The organism is Mycobacterium paraseoulense (genome assembly GCF_010731655.1).
GTDB lineage: Bacteria > Actinomycetota > Actinomycetes > Mycobacteriales > Mycobacteriaceae > Mycobacterium > Mycobacterium paraseoulense.
Genome location: NZ_AP022619.1, coordinates 4,718,548 through 4,736,321 on the forward strand (window position 1 = coordinate 4,718,548; position 17,774 = coordinate 4,736,321).

Sequence of the window (17,774 nt, forward strand, 5' to 3'; positions counted from 1 at the left end):
GGACTTGGGGTGCCCATGACGACGACTGAGCCGAGGACCGAGCCGCTGATGAAGCAGGGCTCCGCCGGCGGGGAGGGCAACAATGTCGCTCCGCAGCACGCCAGGAAAAAGGGGCTATTGGGGCGTTTCTGGCTGGTGCTCACGATCGCAGCTGTCGTGGCGGTGTCGGGATTCGTCGTATACCGATTGCACGGCGTCTTCGGCGTTCACAAGGGTTCGTTCGGCGGTGGCACCTCGGGCGAGGTCCTCGACCAGTTCAACGCCAAGACGATCACGCTCGAGGTCTGGGGCTCACCGGGCAGCACGGCAACCATCAACTACCTCGACGAAAACTCCCATCCGCAGCAGGCCCTGAACGTGCCGTTGCCCTGGAGCATCGTATTGAGTTCTACGAAGCCCGGCATCCCGGCAAACCTGATCGCGCAAGGAGACGGCAGCTGGATCGCCTGCCGATTCGTCGTGAACAACCACGACGGGCGCGGTGACGTCATCAAGGCTCCGAATCGCTCAGATTCCATCGAAACCGTGAACCCCTTCGTCTACTGCCTGGACAAGTCCGCATGAGCGAGCCGGGCGCGGCTCCGCCGCGCGTCGACCAGCCGCTGATCCCGCCGTTCCTGCCGCGGATGATCCATCGGCTTGCCCTGCCCATCGTGCTGGTGTGGTTGGGCATTGTCTTCGTCACCAACACCATCTCGCCACAGCTGGAGGTCGTCGCCAAAACCCACTCGGTGTCGATGAGTCCGACTGCCGCGGCGTCCTTTCAGTCGATGATGAAGGTCGGATCGACGTTCAAAGAGTTCAACTCCGACAACTCGGCCATGATCTTGCTGGAGGGCGACAAGCCGCTTGGGGCCGACGCGCACCGCTACTACGACGAGATCGTCAGGCGCGCCGAGCAAGACAAGAAACACGTTCAGCACGTGCAGGATTTCTGGAGTGATCCGCTGACGGCGGCGGGTTCCCAGAGCCACGATCAAAAGGCCGCGTACGTCCAGGTCTACCTCGCCGGCAACATGGGCGGCGGGCTGGCGAACGAGTCTGCCCTGGCCCTACGCAAGATCGTGGACTCGGTGCCCGCGCCGCCGGGGATCAAGGCGTACGTCACCGGCGCGGGTCCGCTGTTCGCCGATCAGTCCCACGCGGGCGAGAAGGGCGTCATGGTCGTCACTCTCGTCACTTTTTTGGTGATCGTGGTGATGCTGCTGTTCGTCTACCGCTCGGTCATCACCATGCTGATCATGCTGGCGATGGTGTTCGTCGAGTTGGCCGCGGCTCGGGGTGTCGTCGCGACGCTCGGTAACTACGGCGTCATGGGGCTTTCCACGTTCGCCAACAACATGCTGGTGCTGATGGCGATCGCCGCCGGGACGGATTACGCGATCTTCGTGGTCGGCCGCTACCACGAGGCGCGCGGTCTCGGCGAGACCCGCGAACAAGCTTTCTACACCATGTTCCACAGCACCGCGCATGTCGTGCTGGGATCGGGCCTGACCATCGCCGGCGCGATGTACTGCCTGAGCTTCTGCCGGCTGCCGTACTTCGAGTCGCTGGGCGTGCCTTGTGCGGTCGGCATGCTGGTCGCGGTGTTGGCGGCTTTGACGCTGGCTCCGGCGGTCCTGACGGTGGCATCGTTCTTCAAGCTGCTCGACCCGAAGCGCAAGCTGCAGACCCGGGGCTGGCGCCGGATCGGCACCGCGGTCGTCCGCTGGCCCGCGCCGGTTCTCGCGGTGACCATCGGGGTCGCATTGGTTGGTCTGCTGGCCCTGCCCGGTTACAAGACGGACTACGACAACCGCCACTTCCTGCCGGCTGACACCCCGGCCAATGTCGGTTATGCCGCCGCGGACCGGCACTTCGACCAGGCTCGGCTCAATCCCGAGCTGCTGATGATCGAGACCGATCACGACCTGCGTAACCCGGCCGATTTCCTGGTCCTGGACAAGGTCGCCAAGGCGGTCTTCCACATTCCCGGTATCGGCCGGGTGCAGACCATCACCCGGCCGTTGGGCACGCCGCTCGACCACAGCACCCTCGGTTTTCAGATGAGTGCACAAGCCGCAGGGCGGATCCAAACCCAGCACTATCAGGAAGAGCAGGCGGCAAACCTGCTCAAGCAGGCGGACGAGCTGCGCAAGACGATGGCAACGCTGCATGAGCAGATGCAGGTGACCCAGGACCTCAGTAACACGACGCACGAAACCACCAGGCTCACCAAAGAAACCGTGAGGATCACCGAGGCATTGCGCGACGACATCGCCAACTTCGACGACTTCTTCCGGCCGATCCGCAGCTTCTTCTACTGGGAGAGGCACTGCTACGACATTCCGGTCTGCTGGGCGCTACGGTCGGTCTTCAACGCGCTCGACGGGATCGACCAGGTGGCTCAAAACATCGTGGAGCTCAGCGCGAATCTGGACAAGTTGGACCAGATCCAGCCGAAGCTGGTGGCGCTGATACCGCCGCAGATCGAGAGTCAGCAGCACAACCTCGACACCATCATGTCGAACTACGCGACCACGATGGGTCTTAACGAACAGGCAAAAGCCCAGTCCGACAACGCCACCGCCCAAGGCGACGCCTTCGATAAAGCAAAAAATGACGACACGTTCTACCTTCCGCCGGAGGCGTTCAAGAGTCCGGATTTCGCGCGGGGTCTCAAACAGTTCATCTCGCCGGATGGGCACGCCGTCCGGTTGATCATCTCCCATGAAGGCGACCCGGCGACTCCTGAAGGCATCAGCCACATCGAACCGATCAAGCAGGCCGTGCACGAGGCGATCAAGGGCACGCCCTGGGAGGGCGCCAAGGTCTACCTCGGCGGTACCGCCGCGACGTACAAGGATATGCACGACGGCTCGAACATCGACCTCATGATCGCCGGAATCGCCGCAGCCACACTGATTTTCATCATCATGCTGGTGATCACCCGAAGCGCCGTGGCGGCCGTTGTGATCGTCGGTACGGTGTTGCTGTCACTGGGCGCCTCATTCGGACTCTCTGTGCTCCTTTGGCAGTACATCCTGGGCTTGAAGTTGCACTGGATGGTGCTGGCGATGGCGATCATCCTGCTGCTGGCGGTCGGCTCGGACTACAACCTGCTGTTGATATCGCGGTTCAAGGAGGAAATCCACGCCGGGCTCAAGACGGGGACGATCCGCGCGATGGCCGGTTCGGGCTCGGTGGTGACATCCGCCGGCCTGGTGTTCGCCGCGACCATGGCCACGTTCATGTTCAGCCCGCTGCTGGTGATGGCCCAGGTGGGTACGACGATCGCGCTGGGTTTGTTGTTCGACACCTTGATCGTGCGGTCGTTCATGACGCCATCGCTGGCCACCTTGCTGGGGCGCTGGTTCTGGTGGCCGCAGCACGTGCGCCCACGGCCGGCCAGCACCATGCTGCGACCGTACGGACCGCGTCCCGCTGTGCGCGAGCTGTTCCTCAAGAACGTCGAGGAGCGCCCGGCGGGCGGATTGGTACAGCCGCGCTGATCTGACGTGGCGCGTGAGTCTCGGGATTACCGCTGGCGTGATGGACTGCGAATCGGCCTCAGGGCGTGGTTAAGACACCTCGCGGTGAGACGGCACCCGATCGCGCTCGATCGCCACACAAAAAAATCCGCGCGTACCCCTCGGGGACGCGCGGATTTCCCGGCGGCTTCACCGCATTACTGAACCCTGCCTTTGGGAGGTCCGGGCCAGCCAGGTGGCCCGGTTGGCTCGGCCCAGTCCCACACCGCCATGTCGCCGGGCGGGTACTGGTTGCACACGTCGGTGGCCTTGGCCACGACGCCCTTGTTGTTGAAGAACAGCTTCATGTGGTTCGGCCACGCGTACCACAGCGGGTCGTTGTTGTAGAAGTTCTCGGAGTAGGTGCGGCGGTCCTCCGGGGACAACGAGTAGAACCAGTGCACCTTGTCGATCGTCGCCTGCTGGACGTTCGGGTGGTTGTCGAAGTCGATCATGTACCGCTGGTAGTACACCGGGCTGGTGTCGCGGGTGGCCGCCATGATCTGCTCGGCGTCGCACGTGGTGTGGATCATCCGGCGTGGAATCGGGAAGTCCTCCGTGGAATCGGCCACGGCGGTCTTCGGGAAGACCGTCGCAGCGATGCCGAGGGCGAGGAAGGCGGCGCCTGCGCGCAAGCCAGTGTTCAGCCGAGACATGGTAGTAACGGTAGCACTTTCGGGCGGCGGGGGGACAGTTCCTAGTTCAGCTCAGCATTGGTCGCGATCAGGCACGATGATGTGCGTCGGGTCGGGCCGCAGCTCGGGCGGGGCCTGGCTGTAGTCGCCGAACGGGCCGTCGCGGCGCTCCACCGCCGCCCGCACACCCTGGGTCTCGGCGGTTTTGATGAAATCCAGGGCGTCGGGGGTGTTGCGCATCAGGCCGTCGAGGATGCCGCCCAGCGTCTGGGTGGACGCCAATCCCATGTTCTCGTAGGCCTGGTTGACGATCAGCTTCTGCGCCTGCAGCTGCGACAGCGGGATGCGGGCCAGCTCGGCCGCGATCTCGGCGACCCGGGCCTCGAGGCGCTCGAACGGGACGGCCTCGTTGATCAGCTCGATCTCGGCCGCCTGGGCGCCGGTCAGCGGCCGCCCGGTCAGCGAATGCCACTTGACCTTGGCGAAGCTGAGGCGGTAGAGCCACATCCCGCTCAGGTACGCGCCCCACATCCGGCTGTAGGGGGTGCCGATCACCGCGTCGTCGCTGGCGATGACCAGGTCCGCGCACAGCGCGTAGTCGCTGGCCCCGCCGACACACCAGCCGTGCACCTGGGCGATGACGGGCTTGGACGCCCGCCAGATGGCCATGAATTTCTGCGTCGGCCCGGTCTCGCGGGCGGTGACCATCGCGAAGTCCTTGCCGGGGTCCCACCGGCCGTCGGTCATCATCGAATCGCCCCAGTGGGCAAAGCCGCCGCCGAAGTCGTAGCCGCCCGAGAAGGCCCGGCCGGCGCCGCGCAGCACGATGACCTTGACGGCCGGGTCACGCTCCGCCCGGCCGACGGCCGCCTCGATCTCGTCGGGCATGGGCGGCACGATGGTGTTGAGCTGCTCGGGACGGTTCAACGTGATGGTGGCGACCGGGCCGGCCGTCGTGTACAGCAGCGTCTCGAAGGCGGGTGCAGTCATGGCGTCCTTAAGGGTCGGGCTGACGGTTCTCCGGCGACGCCGCGTAGATGCGGTCGCCGATCTTGAGATACGGCGTCGTCAGGTAGGCCGACAGGGCGAGGAGCCCGGAGAAGATCACCGCCACGCAGACGGCGTTGGGCCAGATCCTGCCGGTGCCGATCGCGAAACAGACGGTGCCGATGATCGCGGTCGCCCAGTAGAACCGCCGGCCGGCACGGCGGTCGCGGATGAAGCGATAGCGTGCCTGCGCCGCCGAAACCAGGATGAAGATCAGTCCGGTCGCCAGCAGGGTGAGCTCGATGCGTTGGGTCGCCGACACGTCGATGATCCTATGGGCCGGAAGCGGGACGGCCCAGCATCCGCCACAGGAACGCATAGGTCAGGGCCGACTTGAAGGCGACCTGCTGGTTGTCCGCCGCGCCCGCGTGCCCGCCCTCGATGTTCTCGTAGTAGTACACCGGGTGCCCGGCGGCCTGAAGCGCGGCCGTCATCTTGCGGGCGTGGCCAGGATGGACCCGGTCGTCGCGGGTGGACGTGGTCATAAGCACCGGCGGATAGTGCCGCGTCGCCGAAATGTTCTGGTAGGGAGAATATTTCGAGATGAACGCCCAGTCCTGCGGATCGTCCGGGTCGCCGTATTCGGCCATCCACGAGGCGCCCGCGAGCAGCAGGTGGTAGCGCTTCATGTCCAGCAGCGGCACGCTGCAGACCAGCGCGCCGAAGCGCTCCGGGTACTGGGTCAGCATGATGCCCATGAGCAGGCCGCCGTTGCTGCCGCCCTGCGCGCCGAGCTGGTCGACGGTCGTGATGCCGCGGTTCACCAGGTCGGTTGCCACGGCGGCGAAGTCCTCGGCCACCTTGTGCCGGCCCTCGCGCATCGCCTGGGTGTGCCAGCTGGGCCCGTACTCGCCGCCGCCGCGGATGTTGGCCAGCACGTAGGTGCCGCCGCGGGCCAGCCACAGCCGCCCGAGCACACCGCTGTAGGCGGGGGTGTTGGCCGACTCGAAGCCGCCGTAGCCGTACAGCATGGTCGGCCCGGGCCCCCGCGCGTCGGCGGGCCGCACCACGAAGTAGGGGACCTGCGTGCCGTCCTGCGACGCCACGAAATACTGTGCCACCGTCATGTTTTCGGCATCGAAGAAAGACGGCGCGGACTTGACCTGTTCCAGGGGCCGGTCGCCGGTGCCGCGCAGCAGCCGCGAGGGCGTGACGAAGCCGCTGGAGTCGAGGAAGAATTCGTCGCCGGCGTGGTCGGCGGCGACGACGACGGTGTTGGTCGCCTCCGGGATGCCGGCGACCGGCTCGCGCCGCCAGCTGCTCCGTGACGATCGCAAGCGCGGCGGAGCCGGGCGTAGCGGGTCGTCATGCGAGGGCGGTGTGACGATCTCCACCCGGCTGGCCACGTCGGCGAGGGTGACCAGCAGCAGGCGGTCGCGCGTCCACGCGTAGTGATTCAGCGCGGTGTGTTCGTCGGGCTCGAACACCACGGTCAATTCGGCTGTGCCCGCTAAGAATTCGTCGTAGTCCGCGGCCAGCAGGGCGCCGGCGGGATAGCTGTTGGCGCCGTAGAACCAGTCGGTGCGCAGCTCGATCAGGAGCCATTGGCGGTGTATCGACAAGCTCGCGTCGGTGGGTGTGTCGATCCGGATCAGCTCCGGGTTTTCCGGGAGGCCGCGCAGTTCGTAGACCTCTTCGTTCCAGAAGTCGAGGGCGCGCCCGAGCAGGGTGCGCTCGAAGCCGGGGGTGCGATCCACCGAGGCGGACACGCGGACGTCGGTGCGGGCGCCCTGGAACACGGTTTCCGCGTCGGCGAGCGGGGTGCCCCGGCGCCACCGCTTGATCACCCGCGGATAGCCCGAGTCGGTGAGCGAGCCCTCGCCGAAGTCCGTGCCCACCAGCACGGTATCGGCGTCCACCCAGGCCAGCTGCGACTTGGCCTCCGGCAACGCGAACCCGTCGGCGACGAATTCACGTGTCGCCATGTCGAATTCGCGCACGACCGAGGCGTCCGAGCCGCCCCTGGACAGCGCGACCAGGGCGCGCGTGTACTCGGGTTCGATGACGCCGGCCCCGGCCCACACCCAGTTCGTGTCGTCAGTGCGACCGAGCTCATCTGTGTCGATCAGCACGTCCCACTCGGGGGACTCGCTGCGATAGCTGTCCAGCGTGGTGCGCCGCCACAACCCGCGCGGGTTGGCGGCGTCGCGCCAGAAGTTGTAGAGGTACCCGCCGCGCCGGACGACGTAGGGGATGCGCGCGTCGGTGTCGAGCACCTCGAGCGCCTCGGCGCGCATCCGCTCGAAGTCCGCGTCGCAAAACGCGGCCAGCGTCGGTTCGTTACGGGCTCGCACCCAGTCCAGCGCCTCGTCGCCGGTGACGTCCTCGAGCCACAGGTAGGGGTCGCCGTCGTCTTCGGGGGCTTCGGGGGCCTGCGATGTCATGACCGCCATTGTGACCTCCGGCGGTAGTGTGAGGTGTATTACACAGGCGAGCGAGGAGTGAGAGCAGATGACTGTTTTCGCACGTCCAGGTTCCGCTGGGGCGTTGATGTCGTACGAAGCGCGCTACGACAACTTCATCGGGGGCCAGTGGGTTCCGCCCGCGCAGGGCCGCTACTTCGAGAACCCGACCCCGGTCACCGGCCAGCCGTTCTGCGAGGTGGCCCGCTCGGACGGGGCCGACGTCGAAAAGGCGCTCGACGCCGCCCACGGGGCGGCTCGGGCGTGGGGCAAGACGCCCCCTGCCGAGCGCGCGGCGGTCCTGAACAAGATCGCCGACCGGATCGAGCAGAACAAGGCCGCGCTGGCGGTGGCCGAGGTGTGGGACAACGGCAAACCGATCCGCGAGGCGCTGGGCGCCGACATCACGCTGGCGGTCGACCATTTCCGCTACTTCGCCGGGGCGATCCGCGCGCAGGAGGGTTCGCTGTCCCAGATCGACGAGGACACCGTCGCCTACCACTTCCACGAGCCGCTCGGCGTGGTCGGGCAGATCATCCCGTGGAACTTCCCGATCCTGATGGCCACCTGGAAGCTGGCTCCCGCGCTGGCGGCCGGCAACGCGGTGGTGCTCAAACCCGCCGAACAGACGCCGGTCTCGGTGCTCTACCTGATGTCGCTGATCGGCGACCTGCTGCCGGCGGGGGTGGTCAACGTGGTCAACGGGTTCGGCGCCGAGGCGGGCAAGCCGCTGGCGTCGAGCAATCGGATCGCCAAGATCGCCTTCACCGGGGAGACCACCACCGGGCGGCTGATCATGCAGTACGCCTCCCAGAACCTGATCCCGGTCACCCTGGAGCTGGGCGGGAAGAGCCCCAACATCTTCTTCTCCGACGTGCTGGCCAGGGCCGACGATTACCAGGACAAGGCGCTCGAGGGCTTCACCATGTTCGCCCTCAACCAGGGCGAGGTGTGCACCTGCCCGTCGCGCAGCCTTGTTCAATCCGACATCTACGACGAGTTCCTCGAGCTGGCCGCGATCCGGACCAAGGCGGTGCGCCAGGGTGACCCGCTGGACACCGAGACCATGCTGGGTTCGCAGGCGTCCAACGACCAGCTGGAAAAGGTGTTGTCCTACATCGAGATCGGCAAGGACGAGGGCGCCAAGATCATCACCGGCGGCGAACGCGCCGAACTGGGCGGCGACCTGTCCGGCGGCTACTACATGCAGCCGACGATCTTCGCCGGCAACAACAAGATGCGCATCTTCCAGGAGGAGATCTTCGGCCCGGTGGTGGCGGTGACGTCGTTCTCCGACTACGACGACGCAATCTCGATCGCCAACGACACCCTCTACGGGCTGGGCGCGGGCGTGTGGAGCCGCGACGGCAACACCGCCTACCGGGCGGGCCGCGACATCCAGGCCGGCCGGGTGTGGGTGAACTGCTACCACGCCTATCCCGCGCACGCCGCGTTCGGCGGCTACAAGCAGTCCGGCATCGGCCGGGAGAACCACAAGATGATGCTGGACCACTACCAGCAGACCAAGAACCTGATGGTGTCCTACTCCGAGAAGGCGCAGGGGTTCTTCTAGATGGGTTCCGGGCCTCCCGCGGGAGTTGTCATCACCGCCGGCGCCGCGGAACTGCTGGCGCGCCTGCAGGAGCACCACGGGCCGGTGATGTTCCACCAGTCCGGCGGCTGCTGCGACGGGTCGTCGCCGATGTGCTTCCCGCGCGGGGATTTCCTGGTGGGTGACCGCGACGTGCTGCTGGGCGTGCTCGACGTCGGCGATGGGGTGCCGGTGTGGATCTCGGGCCCGCAGTACCAGACCTGGAAGCACACGCAGCTGGTCATCGACGTGGTCCCGGGCCGCGGCGGCGGGTTCAGCCTGGAGGCGCCCGAAGGGGTGCGGTTCCTGGCCCGCGGCCGCGTCTTCACCGACGACGAACAGGCCGAGCTGCGGGGGACGCCGGTGATCACCGGCGCCGATTACGAACGGGGCGAACGCCCTTGCGCGCGCGGTCAGGTGGTGACCGACGCGGCGTTGCGAACGTGCCCTCCGGCCCGGTGACCGCAGTAATGTCGAAATCGTGATCCCCCTCCCGCGTCCGCGGTTGCTGGCCGCGGCCATGCTGATCGGCGCCGCGGTCGGGTTGCTGGCCGGGGTGGGATTCGCCGGAAGCGCCCACGGGAGCGTGCGCCCGGCCTTCGCCCTCGCGTCGGTGGTCGGGATTCCCAGCGCGGCCGGGCTGGTGACGATCCTGTTCTCCGGACGTCGGTGGGTGACGATGCTGGGCGCGTTCATCCTGTCGTTGGCGCCCGGCTGGTTCGGTGTGCTCGTCGCTCTCCAGGTGACCTCCCATGGCTGACGACGACACCCCGTCCAGCCCGGGCACCCAGTCCTGGAAGCCCGACTTCTCCGATTCCGACGAGGACACGGGGACGCAGTCCTGGGTGCCGGATTTCTCGGATTCCGACGGCGACGACGACGAGCCCGCAACCGCCGCGAAGGACGAGCCCGCTGCGCCCGCGCCGGCCGCCGGCGAGCAGGATGCCGGCGCCGAATCCGCCCTCACCCCGGTGCAACCGGTCACCGTTCCCGGGCGCTACCTCTACCTGAAGTGGTGGAAGCTGCTGCTGGTGATCCTCGGCGTGTGGTCGGTGGCGGCCGTCGTCGGGTTCGGCCTGTTCTACTGGTGGTACCACTCGGCCGACAACACCGCGGCGCTGTTCGCGGTGCTGGTGTACGTGGTGGCCTGCGCCGTCGCCGGTGTGCTGCTCGCGACGGTCGAGGGCAGGCCGCTGGTCTCGGCGTTGTCGCTGGCGGTGATGTCGGGGCCGTTCGCGTCCCTGGCCGCCGCGGCGCCCCTGCACGGCTATTACCACTGCGCGCGCGTCGGCCACTGCCTCCTCGGCCTCGTTCCGTATTAACGCCCGACCGGGGCGGCCACTAGGGTAGGGCCGTGACCCATTTTGACGTCGTCGTCCTCGGGGCCGGTCCCGGCGGATATGTCGCAGCCATCCGCGCCGCACAGCTCGGCCTGAACACCGCAGTCGTCGAGCCGAAGTACTGGGGCGGAGTCTGCCTCAACGTCGGCTGCATCCCGTCCAAGGCGCTGCTGCGCAACGCCGAGCTGGTGCAGATCTTCACCAAAGAGGCCAAGACGTTCGGGATGAACGGCGAGGCGACCTTCGACTACGGCGCCGCCTTCGACCGCAGCCGCAAGGTGGCCGAGGGCCGGGTCGCGGGCGTGCACTTCTTGATGAAGAAGAACAAGATCACCGAGATCAACGGCTACGGCAGATTCACCGACGCCAACACGTTGTCCGTCGATCTCAACGACGGCGGGACCGAGACCGTCACGTTCGACAGCGCCATCATCGCCACCGGCAGCAGCACCCGGCTGGTGCCCGGGACGTCGCTGTCGGCCAACGTGGTCACCTACGAAGAGCAGATCCTGTCCCGCGAGCTGCCCGAATCGATCGTCATCGCCGGCGCCGGCGCGATCGGCATGGAGTTCGGCTACGTCCTGAAGAACTACGGCGTCGACGTGACCATCGTGGAGTTCCTGCCGCGCGCGCTGCCCAATGAGGACGCCGACGTCTCCAAGGAGATCGAGAAGCAGTTCAAGAAGCTGGGTATCAAGATCCTCACCGGAACCAAGGTCGAGTCCATCACCGACGACGGCTCCGAGGTCACCGTCGCCGTCAGCAAGGACGGCAACGCCCAGGAACTCAAGGCCGCGAAAGTGTTGCAGGCCATCGGTTTTGCACCCAACGTCGAGGGCTACGGCCTGGAGAAGGCCGGCGTCGCGCTCACCGACCGCAAGGCCATCGGGATCAACGACTACATGATCACCAGCGTGCCGCACATCTACGCCATCGGTGACGTGACCGGGAAGCTGATGCTCGCCCACGTCGCCGAGGCCATGGGGGTGGTGGCGGCCGAAACCATCGCCGGGGCAGAGACTTTGGCCCTGGGCGACTACCGGATGCTGCCGCGTGCGACGTTCTGCCAGCCCCAGGTGGCCAGCTTCGGGCTGACCGAACAGCAGGCCCGCGACGAGGGCCACGACGTCGTGGTGGCCAAGTTCCCGTTCACCGCCAACGGCAAGGCGCACGGCCTGGGTGACCCCACCGGCTTCGTCAAGCTGGTCGCCGACGCGAAGCACCTCGAACTGCTGGGCGGACACCTGATCGGCCACGACGTGTCCGAGCTTCTGCCCGAGCTGACGCTGGCGCAGAAGTGGGATCTGACCGCCACCGAGCTGGCGCGCAACGTGCACACCCATCCGACCATGTCCGAGGCGTTGCAGGAGTGCTTCCACGGCCTGGTCGGCCACATGATCAACTTCTGAGCCGGATGCGCAGCGACGTCGTTCTGGGGGCCGTCGGCGGCCTCGCCGCGGGCTATGTCCTGTGGCTGGCCGCCTTTTCGATCGCCGACGACAACGCGGCGGTGGGGCGTTGGGCCCCCACGGTGTTGCTGCTGTCGCTGGCGCTGGCGGTCTGCGCCACGGCGTGGGCGTCGTTGCTGCGCCGCCGCCGGAAATACGCGTGGTCGGGGTTCGGGTTCGGGCTCGCCGCCCCGCCGCTGCTGCTGACCCTGGCCGTGCTCGCCAACGTCTACCTGTGACCGGCTCCGGCTAGCGCGGGTTGTCCAGCGGGATGTCCAGCGCCGCCATCGTCGCCGCGAGTCCGTCGTATTGGCTTGCCAGCAAGCAGAATTCGATCAGTTGACGCCGGTCGAGGTGCTCGGCGAGCTGCCGCCAGGTGGCGTCGGTGATGGTGCGGTCCTGGATGAACTCGTCCGTCGCCTCCAGCAGCGCCTGCTGCCGCACCGTCAGGCGCGCCTCGACGCGGTCCAGCCGCTCGGGCCACGCGAAGATCGCGGCCTGCAGGTCCGCGTTCAGGCCCTGCTTGGCGGCCATCCGGCGATGGTGTTGCAGCTCGTATTCGCAGCCGCGCACATGTGCCACCCGCAGGATCACCAGCTCGGTGTCGACCGCCGGCAGCCGGCCGCGCAGCACGCGGCCGCTGTAAACGCTCCACGCCAAGAACAGCAACCGGTGCTGGCCCAGCGTGGTGAACAGGTGCATCTCCGGAGCCCGGACCGTGCGCGCGGCCAACTTCGCCAGCACCCAGTTGATCGGGCCGAGTTCGCGGAACCGCCCCGACGGGATGCGGCCGACGGAGCTCACGGTTGCTTCACCAGATAAGGGGACACCGTGCTGCGGTGCTCGTCCAGGTCCAGTGCGCGCCCCAAGGCCGGGAACGCCCGCTGCGGGCAGTTGTCGCGTTCGCAGACCCGGCAGCCCGCGCCGATCGGTGTGGCGATATCACCCGACAAGTCGAGTCCTTCCGAGTAGACGAGCCGGTGCGCGTGGCGAAGCTCGCAGCCCAGCCCGATCGCGAAGGTCTTACCCGGCTGACCATACCGGGCGGCGCGGCGCTCGACGGTCCGGGCCACCCACATGTAGTTGCGGCCGTCGGGCATCTGGGCGATCTGGACCAGGATCTTGCCCGGGTTGGCGAACGTCTCGTACACGTTCCACAGCGGGCAGGTGCCGCCGCTGGAGGAGAAGTGAAAACCTGTGGCGGACTGGCGTTTTGACATGTTTCCCGCCCGGTCGACCCGGACGAACGAGAACGGCACGCCGCGCATCGACGGCCGTTGCAGCGTCGAAAGCCGGTGCGCGATGGTCTCATAGCTGACCGAGTAGAACGAGGACAACCGCTCCACGTCGTAGCGGAAGTTCTCGGCGACGTCGTGGAATTGGCGGTAGGGCAGGACCGCCGCGGCGGCGAAGTAGTTGGCCAGCCCGAGGCGGGCCAGCGTGTGCGACTCTTCGCTGGTGAACTTTCCCTCCTCCACCAGGTGATCGATCAGGTCGCCGTACTCGAGGTAGGCCAGCTCGGCGGCCATCTTGAAGACCTGTTGACCCAGCGACAGGTGGTTGCTGATCTCCAGCGTCTTGGTTCCGGGGTCGAACCGGTGCAGCACCGTGTCGCCGAGATCGATGCGCCTGTTGATGTGCACCCCGTGCACCTCGGTCAGCCGGCGATTCAGCTCGCGGGCCAGGTCTCCGTGGTGCAGCCGCATCTGGATCGTCAGGTCTTCGGCGGCGGTGTCCAGCTCGTGCAGGTAGTTCTGGCGTTGGTAGAAGTAGTCGCGCACCTCCTCGTGCGGCATGGTGATCGAGCCGGTGCCGCTGCCGTCCGTGTACCGCTCCTCGGTGGCGGCGGCCAGCTGCGCGGTGGTGATCCGATAGCGCCGGTGCAGGTTGACCACCGCGCGGGCCAGGGCGGGGTGGGCGCCGACCATCTCGGCCACCTCGGTCGGGTCGACGTCGATGTCCAGGTCGCGGTCCATGGTCACCTCACGCAGCTCGGCGACCAGCCGCGTGTCGTCCTGGGGGGCGAAAAAGGTCGCGTCCACGCCGAACACCTCGGTGATCCGCAGCAAGACCGCCACCGTCAGGGGGCGAACGTCGTGCTCGATCTGGTTGAGGTAACTCGGGGAGATCTCGAGCATCTGGGCCAGGGCGGCCTGGGAGAACCCGCGCTCGTTGCGCAGCTGGCGGACCCGGGAGCCCACGAAGGTCTTGGACACTTCACCCAGGGTACCGGCCCTGCTAAGTGAAAATTGGCAGAGTTCGCAACGGTCGCGGTTCGCGTCGCGATTGGTTTTTGGCCCAGGTCGTTGGCATGATTCGCAACGGAGGCCGCAGGGCAAGCCTGGGGTGCCCACGAGGAGGAAACGGGGAGCGCAGCCGTGAGCCTGGACAAAGAACTGATGCCGGTTCCCGACGGCCACCCCGATGTGTTCGATCGCGAATGGCCGCTGCGCGTGGCCGACATCGACCGCACGGGCCGGCTGCGGCTGGACGCGGCCGCGCGGCACATCCAGGACATCGGCCAGGACCAGCTGCGCGAGATGGGTTTCGAGGAGACGCACCCCCTGTGGATCGTCCGGCGCACCATGGTCGACCTGATCCGCCCGATCGAATTCCAGGACATGTTGCGGTGCCGGCGCTGGTGTTCGGGCACCTCCAACCGGTGGTGCGAGATGCGGGTCCGCGTCGACGGTCGCAAGGGCGGGCTGATCGAGTCCGAGGCCTTCTGGATCAACATCAACCGGGACACCCAGATGCCGTCGCGCATCTCCGATGACTTCCTGGCGGGCCTGCACAAGACGACGTCCGTCGACCGGCTGCGGTGGAAGGCCTACCTGAAGCCGGGCAGCCGCGACGACGCGGTCGAGATCCACGAGTTTCCCGTCCGCGTCACCGATATCGACTTGTTCGACCACATGAACAACTCGGTGTACTGGAGCGTCATCGAGGATTACCTGGCGTCTCACCTGGCACTGATGGCGCGGCCGCTGCGCATCACCATCGAGCACGAGGCGCCGGTGGCACTGGGCGACAAGCTGGAGATCATCTCGCACATCCATCCGGCCGGGTCGACCGAACAGTTCGGTCCCGGGCTCACGGATCGGCCTGTTACAACGCTCACATATGCGGTCGGCGACGAGACCAAAGCGGTCGCCGCCCTGTTCAATCTCTAACCGGACAAGCGTCCCATTAATTTGCGGGCTGACCTGCAGATTCCGGTTACCGGCGGGTAGTTTCTGAAACGGTTCAGTTCCCGTTCATCTTTGCAAGATTTGCTAATTCGCGCGGAGTCGTGGCCGAAATTGGCAAATGAAACGTGTGGACCTGCGCCAACGGCTGTGCCATCGTCGAGTTAGCACACCAGCGAAGTTGAGCCTTTAGCTGCCGCTGGTGAAGCGTTCACCAACTCAGTAGTGAAGATCGTTAAGGAGCATGCGCAATGTCTGCCGTGGGCACCCCCAAGAGCGCCGAAGAGATCCAGAAGGACTGGGACACCAACCCGCGCTGGAAAGACGTCAGCCGTACCTACACCGCCAAGGACGTCGTCGCCCTGCAGGGCAGCGTCGTCGAGGAGCACACGCTGGCCCGCCGCGGCGCCGAGGTGCTCTGGGAGCAGCTGCACGACCTGGAATGGATCAACGCGCTCGGCGCGCTGACCGGCAACATGGCCGTCCAGCAGGTCCGCGCGGGCCTGAAGGCCATCTACCTGTCCGGTTGGCAGGTCGCCGGTGACGCCAACCTGTCCGGCCACACCTACCCCGACCAGAGCCTGTACCCGGCCAACTCGGTGCCGCAGGTCATCCGTCGCATCAACAACGCGCTGCTGCGCGCCGACGAGATCGCCAAGGTCGAGGGCGACACCTCGGTGGAGAACTGGCTGGCGCCGATCGTCGCCGACGGCGAGGCCGGCTTCGGTGGCGCTCTCAACGTGTACGAACTGCAGAAGGCGATGATCGCCGCAGGCGTCGCGGGGTCGCACTGGGAGGACCAGCTGGCTTCGGAAAAGAAGTGCGGCCACCTCGGTGGCAAGGTGCTGATCCCGACTCAGCAGCACATCCGCACCCTGACCTCGGCGCGTCTGGCCGCCGACGTCGCAGGAGTGCCGACCGTCGTGATCGCCCGCACCGACGCCGAGGCGGCCACCCTGATCACCTCGGACGTCGACGAGCGCGACCAGCCGTTCATCACCGGTGAGCGGACCAAGGAGGGCTTCTACCGGGTCAAGAACGGCCTCGAGCCCTGCATCGCCCGGGCCAAGGCCTACGCGCCGTACTCCGACCTGATCTGGATGGAGACCGGCACGCCGGACCTCGAGCTCGCGGCCAAGTTCGCCGAGGGCGTCAAGGCCGAGTTCCCCGACCAGATGCTGGCCTACAACTGCTCGCCTTCCTTCAACTGGCGCAAGCACCTGGATGACTCCACCATCGCAAAGTTCCAAAAGGAGCTTGCCGCAATGGGATTCAAGTTCCAGTTCATCACGCTGGCCGGCTTCCACGCGCTGAACTACTCGATGTTCGATCTGGCCTACGGCTACGCCCGCAACCAGATGACCGCGTACGTCGAGCTGCAGGAGCGCGAATTCGCCGCCGAGGAGCGCGGTTACACCGCGACCAAGCACCAGCGCGAGGTCGGTGCGGGTTACTTCGACCGCATCGCGACCACGGTTGACCCCACCTCGTCGACCACCGCGCTGACCGGCTCGACCGAAGAGGGGCAGTTCCACTAGGACGAGCTGAGCAGACGCGAGATCGCGCGGCTGCGATCCAGATCGTGCGAGTCTGCGTCTACTCCCCGTGAAGTAGCATTGGCCCCGCCCAGCGAACCTGGGCGGGGCCTATTGCGGTGCAAGACGATACGACACCGAAAGAGATGACAGTGAGTGACGCAGCGATTCAGCGGGTAGGGGTTGTCGGGGCCGGCCAGATGGGATCCGGCATCGCCGAAGTCTCGGTGCGCGCCGGTGTCGACGTGACGGTGTTCGAAACCACCGAGGCGTTGATCACGGCCGGACGTAACCGCATCGTCAAGTCGCTGGAGCGCGGCGTCAGCGCAGGCAAGGTCACCGAGCGGGAGCGCGACCGCGCGCTGAGCAAGCTCACCTTCACCACCGACCTGAAGGACCTCGCCGACCGCCAACTGGTCATCGAGGCGATCGTCGAGGACGAGGCCGTCAAGGCGGAGATCTTCGCCGAACTCGACCGCGCCATCGGCGATCCGGACGCGGTCCTGGCGTCCAACACTTCCAGCATTCCGATCATGAAGATCGCTGCGGCAACCAAGAATCCGCAGCGGGTGCTGGGCCTGCACTTCTTCAACCCCGTGCCGGTGCTCCCGCTGGTCGAGCTGGTCAGCACGCTGGTCACCGACGAGGCCGCCGCAGCGCGCACCGAGGAATTCGCGAGCGCGGTCCTCGGCAAGCAGGTGGTGCGCTGTTCGGACCGGTCCGGCTTTGTCGTGAACGCGCTGCTGGTTCCTTACCTGCTGTCCGCAATTCGTATGGTGGAGGCCGGTTTTGCCACCATCGAAGATGTCGACAAGGCCGTTGTCGCCGGGCTCTCACACCCGATGGGGCCGCTGCGGCTGTCCGATCTCGTCGGCCTGGACACCCTGAAGCTGATCGCGGACAAGATGTTCGAGGAATTCAAGGAACCGCAGTACGGCCCGCCGCCGCTGCTGTTGCGCATGGTGGAGGCGGGCCGGCTCGGTAAGAAAACCGGTCAGGGCTTTTACACGTACTGACGCCACTTCCGACACGGTCGGTGACTGCATATGACAGCCCCGCGTGGTTCGGTTATTATGCTC

At 66.5% G+C, this 17,774-nt stretch carries 17 protein-coding genes; 11 read left to right on the forward strand and 6 right to left on the reverse strand.

Annotated elements, in window-relative coordinates:
• Window positions 1-15: 15 nt before the first annotated feature.
• Window positions 16-564 (forward strand): MmpS family transport accessory protein, encoded by a 549-nt coding sequence (locus G6N51_RS21935; RefSeq protein ID WP_083172427.1) that lies wholly within the window; start codon window positions 16-18, stop codon window positions 562-564.
• Window positions 561-3,491: an MMPL/RND family transporter gene (locus G6N51_RS21940; protein WP_083172425.1), complete on the forward strand. Its 2,931-nt coding sequence runs from the start codon at window positions 561-563 to the stop codon at window positions 3,489-3,491. The genes G6N51_RS21935 and G6N51_RS21940 overlap by 4 nt, the downstream gene beginning before the upstream one ends.
• A 176-nt stretch (window positions 3,492-3,667) precedes the next feature.
• On the opposite strand, the gene G6N51_RS21945 is transcribed toward G6N51_RS21940, so the two are convergent.
• From G6N51_RS21945 to G6N51_RS21960, 4 genes are read right to left on the reverse strand one after another with little or no spacing between them, the layout of a single operon-like run.
• A complete protein-coding gene (locus G6N51_RS21945; RefSeq protein ID WP_083172423.1) occupies window positions 3,668-4,165 on the reverse strand; it encodes a DUF5078 domain-containing protein in 498 nt (165 codons plus the stop codon).
• Between the two features lie 51 nt (window positions 4,166-4,216).
• On the reverse strand, window positions 4,217-5,134 hold the full coding sequence (locus tag G6N51_RS21950; protein WP_083172421.1) for a crotonase/enoyl-CoA hydratase family protein: 918 nt from the start codon (window positions 5,132-5,134) through the stop codon (window positions 4,217-4,219).
• A gap of 7 nt (window positions 5,135-5,141) precedes the next feature.
• On the reverse strand, window positions 5,142-5,453 hold the full coding sequence (locus tag G6N51_RS21955) for a hypothetical protein (RefSeq protein WP_083172419.1): 312 nt from the start codon (window positions 5,451-5,453) through the stop codon (window positions 5,142-5,144).
• 10 nt (window positions 5,454-5,463) lie between these two features.
• The gene (locus tag G6N51_RS21960; RefSeq protein ID WP_083172475.1) at window positions 5,464-7,575 is read right to left on the reverse strand and encodes a prolyl oligopeptidase family serine peptidase; all 2,112 of its coding nucleotides are present in this window, start codon (window positions 7,573-7,575) and stop codon (window positions 5,464-5,466) included.
• A gap of 67 nt (window positions 7,576-7,642) precedes the next feature.
• Here G6N51_RS21960 and exaC point away from each other — a divergent pair, with 67 nt between their 5' ends.
• The 6 genes from exaC to G6N51_RS21990 are packed head-to-tail and all read left to right on the forward strand — an operon-like array spanning window position 7,643 to window position 12,211.
• Window positions 7,643-9,166, forward strand: a complete 1,524-nt coding sequence (exaC, locus tag G6N51_RS21965; protein ID WP_083172417.1) for an acetaldehyde dehydrogenase ExaC — start codon at window positions 7,643-7,645, stop codon at window positions 9,164-9,166.
• Window positions 9,167-9,646, forward strand: coding sequence for a DUF779 domain-containing protein (locus G6N51_RS21970; protein ID WP_083172415.1), 480 nt, complete (start codon window positions 9,167-9,169; stop codon window positions 9,644-9,646).
• A gap of 19 nt (window positions 9,647-9,665) precedes the next feature.
• Complete coding sequence (locus G6N51_RS21975) at window positions 9,666-9,944, forward strand: putative holin (protein ID WP_083172413.1); 279 nt, start codon at window positions 9,666-9,668, stop codon at window positions 9,942-9,944.
• Window positions 9,937-10,506, forward strand: coding sequence for a hypothetical protein (locus G6N51_RS21980; protein WP_083172411.1), 570 nt, complete (start codon window positions 9,937-9,939; stop codon window positions 10,504-10,506). The genes G6N51_RS21975 and G6N51_RS21980 overlap by 8 nt, the downstream gene beginning before the upstream one ends.
• A 32-nt stretch (window positions 10,507-10,538) precedes the next feature.
• Window positions 10,539-11,933 carry a dihydrolipoyl dehydrogenase gene (gene lpdA, locus G6N51_RS21985; RefSeq protein ID WP_083172409.1) on the forward strand — a complete coding sequence of 465 codons (1,395 nt, stop codon included), beginning with the start codon at window positions 10,539-10,541 and terminating at the stop codon, window positions 11,931-11,933.
• Window positions 11,934-11,938: 5 nt separating this feature from the next.
• Window positions 11,939-12,211 (forward strand): hypothetical protein, encoded by a 273-nt coding sequence (locus G6N51_RS21990; RefSeq protein WP_083172407.1) that lies wholly within the window; start codon window positions 11,939-11,941, stop codon window positions 12,209-12,211.
• 10 nt (window positions 12,212-12,221) lie between these two features.
• Here the strand turns inward: G6N51_RS21990 and G6N51_RS21995 are convergent, their stop codons facing one another.
• Together G6N51_RS21995 and ramB are read right to left on the reverse strand one after the other, a co-directional pair.
• Window positions 12,222-12,776, reverse strand: coding sequence for a carboxymuconolactone decarboxylase family protein (locus G6N51_RS21995; RefSeq protein WP_083172405.1), 555 nt, complete (start codon window positions 12,774-12,776; stop codon window positions 12,222-12,224).
• A complete protein-coding gene (ramB, locus tag G6N51_RS22000; RefSeq protein ID WP_083172403.1) occupies window positions 12,773-14,188 on the reverse strand; it encodes an acetate metabolism transcriptional regulator RamB in 1,416 nt (471 codons plus the stop codon). Before ramB ends, G6N51_RS21995 begins: the two co-directional genes overlap by 4 nt.
• A 162-nt stretch (window positions 14,189-14,350) precedes the next feature.
• Here ramB and G6N51_RS22005 point away from each other — a divergent pair, with 162 nt between their 5' ends.
• The 3 genes from G6N51_RS22005 to G6N51_RS22015 all read left to right on the forward strand — a co-directional run bounded on the left by G6N51_RS22005 (window position 14,351) and on the right by G6N51_RS22015 (window position 17,711).
• Window positions 14,351-15,145: an acyl-[acyl-carrier-protein] thioesterase gene (locus G6N51_RS22005; RefSeq protein ID WP_083172401.1), complete on the forward strand. Its 795-nt coding sequence runs from the start codon at window positions 14,351-14,353 to the stop codon at window positions 15,143-15,145.
• Window positions 15,146-15,411: 266 nt separating this feature from the next.
• Window positions 15,412-16,698: an isocitrate lyase gene (gene aceA, locus G6N51_RS22010; RefSeq protein WP_083172399.1), complete on the forward strand. Its 1,287-nt coding sequence runs from the start codon at window positions 15,412-15,414 to the stop codon at window positions 16,696-16,698.
• Between the two features lie 149 nt (window positions 16,699-16,847).
• Window positions 16,848-17,711: a 3-hydroxybutyryl-CoA dehydrogenase gene (locus G6N51_RS22015; protein WP_142274991.1), complete on the forward strand. Its 864-nt coding sequence runs from the start codon at window positions 16,848-16,850 to the stop codon at window positions 17,709-17,711.
• Window positions 17,712-17,774 lie beyond the last annotated feature (63 nt).